Origin of the sequence: Curtobacterium sp. B18 (assembly GCF_000333375.1) — a bacterium.
Taxonomy (GTDB): Bacteria; Actinomycetota; Actinomycetes; order Actinomycetales; family Microbacteriaceae; genus Curtobacterium.
Map to the genome: position 1 here is coordinate 1 of NZ_BACZ01000295.1, position 3,951 is coordinate 3,951.

The window sequence follows — 3,951 nt, forward strand, 5'->3', positions numbered from 1 at the left end:
CGGTCTTCGTCTCGTCGAAGGCCGTGTACGTCGACGAGCAGGGACGCCACGCGAACTCGGTCGACCGGCCGGTGTTCGGGGGTGCGGTGACCGAGCTGACGCCGACGGTCGCGGCGGGTGACGGCGACCCCACCGCGCGCGACGGCTACGGCGCGGCGAAGGTCGCCGCCGAGCAGGTCCTGCTCGACCACGGCGCGCCCGTCACCGTGCTCCGCCCGTCGAAGGTCCACGGCGTCGGCATCGGACGACCCCGCGAGTGGTTCGTCGTCCGCCGCGCCCTCGACGGCCGGGAGCGCATCCTGCTCGCCGACCACGGCCGCGGTGTCGACCACACCACCGCCGCGAGCGGCATCGCCTCGCTGGTGCGTCTCGTGGCGGACGCCCCCGACCGGCGCATCCTCAACGTGGCCGACGACACCGCCCCGAGCGTGCTCGAGATCGTCCGCACGATCGCGGGACACCTCGACCACGCCTTCGACGAGGTCCTGCTCGACGAAGACGCCCCCGCGTTCGTCGGCACGACCCCGTGGTCGTCCCCGACGCCGTTCGTCCTCGACACGACGGCGGCACGGTCGCTCGGGTGGGAGCCGCCCGCGTTCGCGACGGCCGTCCGACCCGAGCTCGACTGGCTCGTCGAGACGGCCCACGCCGTCCCGGCGGACGGCGACGTCCCGTGGGCGGCCGACCCGTTCTGGGACCGGCTGTTCGACTACGGCCCCGAGGACGCCGCGCTCGCGTTGCTGTCCCTGAGCCACCGCGGCTGACCCGTGCCCCGCTCCGAGGTCCTGTTCATCGGCGGACGCTCCGGGGTCGGCAAGACCACCGCGGCCGAGGCCCTGCACGACCTGCTCGTCGCCGCCGACGTCCGGCACGCCGTGATCGAGGGCGACTTCCTCGACCTCGCCCACCCCGCGCCGCACGTCGAGCACCCCGAGGCCCGGCTCGCCGAACGGAACCTCGCCGCGATGTGGGCCGCCTACCGCGAGCTGGGTCACCACCGGCTGGTCTACACGAACACCGTGTCGGTGCTGGAACAGGACGCGTTGGCGCGGGCGATGGGCGACGACCCCGTCGTGACCGCGGTCCTGCTGCGCGCCGACGACGCGACCACGGCCGACCGCCTGCGCCGTCGGTCCGGTGGACACCTGCCCGAGGCGCAGCTGGCGCACAGCACGCGGACGGCCGGGAGGCTCGACGCGGCGGTCCGGGGCGACGTCACGTGGGTGGACACGGACTCCATGGCACCCGGTGACGTGGCCGTGCGGCTCGCGGCCCGCACCGGATGGATCGACCTGCGGTCGCCTGTGGACGGACCAGATCCGTCCACAGATCGCGCCTGACGGCGCGGCGCCCAGGCCGAGGGAGGCAGGCTGGACACATGACCGACAACCGCCTCGGCACCGCGATCAGCCCCTACCTCCTGCAGCACGCCGACAACCCGGTCGACTGGCGCGAGTGGGGTCCCGAAGCGTTCGCCGAAGCCCGCGAGCGAGACGTCCCCGTCCTCGTGTCCGTCGGCTACGCGACGTGCCACTGGTGCCACGTGCTGGCCCGCGAGAGCTTCTCCGACCCGGGGATCGGCGAGCTGCTCCGGCAAGACTTCGTCGCGGTGAAGGTCGACCGCGAAGAACGCCCCGACGTGGACGCCAGCCTGATGGCGTCGGCGAGCGCGTTCACCGACCAGCTCGGATGGCCGCTGACGACCTTCCTCACGCCCGAGGGGCACGTGTTCTTCGCGGGCACGTACTTCCCGCCGTCGCCGGTGGGGCAGGTACCGGCGTTCCGGCAGATCCTCGCCGCGGTGCTCGACGCGTGGACGGACCGCCGGCACGAGGTGGACGCGAACGCGAGCGCGATCGCCGCCGCGATCCGGCAGGGCGCCGAGGCGGACCGCACCGCCCCGCGTGGTGCGGTCGGTGGCGGGGGTGCGCCGCGCCTCCCGGCCGTCGACGAGATCCGGGCCGTCGTCGACCAACTGGCACGTGCTGAAGACACCACCTACGGCGGTTTCGGGGGTGCGCCGAAGTTCCCGAGCGCACCGTTGCTCGAGTTCCTGTCGGACGTCGCCGCCGACGGCGGTGAGCAGGCATCCGCGCTGCTCGACCGCTCCCTGCACGCGATCCGCACGACCGAGCTGACCGACGCGGACGGCGGGGTCTTCCGGTACGCGACCAGGCGCGACTGGTCGGTGCCGCACTACGAGCGGATGCTCTACGACAACGCCGGACTGCTCGCGGTCGCCGGGGCCGAACAGGCCCGGGGCATCGCCGACTTCCTGCGGGACACCCTCCGCCGGCCGGACGGCGCGTTCGTCGCGGCGCAGGACAGCGAGTCGACGATCAACGGCCGGCGGGTCGAGGGCGCGTGGTACCGACTCCCGCTCGACGAGCGTGGGCGGCTCGATCCCCCGCCGCTCGACGACCAGGTGCTCACGGGGTGGAACGGCCTCGCGATCCGCGGACTCGCGATCGCCGGGGCCCGCCACGGGGACGCCGAGATGATCGCGCTCGCCCGGGGAGCAGCGGACGCGATCGTGGCCGGGCACCTCACGGACGGGCACGTGGCGGTACGGTCGAGCACCCCGCGTGGCACCTCGACCGCGGCGCCGACCATCGAGGACGTGGGGCTCCTCGCCGAGGGGCTCCTCGAACTCGCCCTCGTCACCGGTGCGGTGCACTACGCCGAGGTCGCCCGATCCCTGGTCGCCGACGGCCTCGCCGGTCGGTTCGACGCCGACCCGGTGCTCGCCGCTGCCGGTACCGTCACGGGCGAGCAGCCGCAGACCGCCGTGCGCTCCGGCACCGTCGCGCTCGCCGGGGCCGCCGCGACGCTGGCCGCGCTCACCGGTGACCAATCCTTGCGGGCAGCGGCAGCCTCGCTCGTGGCCGACCGGGCCGTCACCGGGACGGAACGAACGTTCGGGCACGCCGACGCCCTCGGCGTCGCGCTCGCCCTGGGGCGTCCCTCGCGCGAGGTCGTCGTGGTGACGTCGGACCCGGACGACCCGATGCGATCGGCCGCGCTCGCGGCCAGGCGACCGGGGACGACGATCGCCCTCGTGACCCCGACGCAGGCCCGGGCCTGGGCTGCCGCGGGCTTCGAGCTCCTCACGGGCCGCGCCGATGACGACGGCGCGGCGTACGTCTGCCACGACCGGGTGTGTGCGCTCCCGGCGCGCTCGGCGGACGCGCTGTCCGCGCAGCTCAGCGACGCGAGCCGCTGACGGGTATCCTGGAATGCTCATGTCGACCACGCTGCCCGTCATCACGTACCCGCCCGAACTGCCGGTGTCGCAGCGGCGGGACGACATCGCTGCCGCCATCCGCGACAACCAGGTCGTGATCGTCGCGGGCGCCACGGGGTCGGGCAAGACCACGCAGCTGCCGAAGATCTGCCTCGAGCTCGGACGGACGCACATCGGGCACACGCAGCCCCGACGGATCGCGGCCCGCACCATCGCCGAGCGTGTGTCGGAAGAACTCGGCGGCGAACTCGGCGGACTCGTCGGGTACCAGGTCCGCTTCACCGACAAGGTGTCCTCCGACACCCGGGTGAAGCTGATGACCGACGGCATCCTGCTCAACGAGATCCACTTCGACCGCGACCTCAAGCGGTACGACACGATCATCATCGACGAGGCGCACGAGCGGTCCCTCACGATCGACTTCCTGCTCGGCTACCTCAAGCGACTCCTCCCCCGCCGCCCCGACCTCAAGCTCATCATCACGAGCGCGACGATCGACCCGGAGTCCTTCTCGAAGCACTTCGGCGGTGCGCCGATCATCGAGGTCTCCGGCCGCACGTACCCGGTCGAGATCCGGTACCGCCCGCTCGTCGCGGAGAACTCCGACGACGCCGACGACGGAGGGGACGAGGACGACCCGCGGACGGACGACCACGGCAGCAGCGCCGACGACCGTGACACCATGCAGGGGATCACGGACGCGCTCG

General features: G+C 73.3%; 4 protein-coding genes. All 4 read left to right on the top strand.

Annotated elements, in window-relative coordinates; all coding sequences use genetic code 11:
• Positions 1-764: NAD-dependent epimerase/dehydratase family protein (locus I5E_RS25320; protein ID WP_022906485.1), on the top strand; the 764-nt coding region annotated here is incomplete at its 5' end.
• Between the two features lie 3 nt (positions 765-767).
• Positions 768-1,340: an AAA family ATPase gene (locus I5E_RS07815; protein ID WP_022906486.1), complete on the top strand. Its 573-nt coding sequence runs from the start codon at positions 768-770 to the stop codon at positions 1,338-1,340.
• A gap of 38 nt (positions 1,341-1,378) precedes the next feature.
• Entirely contained in the window at positions 1,379-3,223 is a 1,845-nt protein-coding gene (locus I5E_RS07820) for a thioredoxin domain-containing protein (protein WP_022906487.1), read from the top strand.
• 19 nt (positions 3,224-3,242) lie between these two features.
• On the top strand, positions 3,243-3,951 hold a 709-nt coding region (locus tag I5E_RS07825; RefSeq protein WP_187290474.1), incomplete at its 3' end, for a DEAD/DEAH box helicase.

Excerpts from the sequence above, each read along its gene's own strand:
- I5E_RS07820 (WP_022906487.1), top strand. The coding sequence starts at position 1,379 with ATGACCGACAACCGCCTCGGCACCGCGATCAGCCCCTACCTCCTGCAG.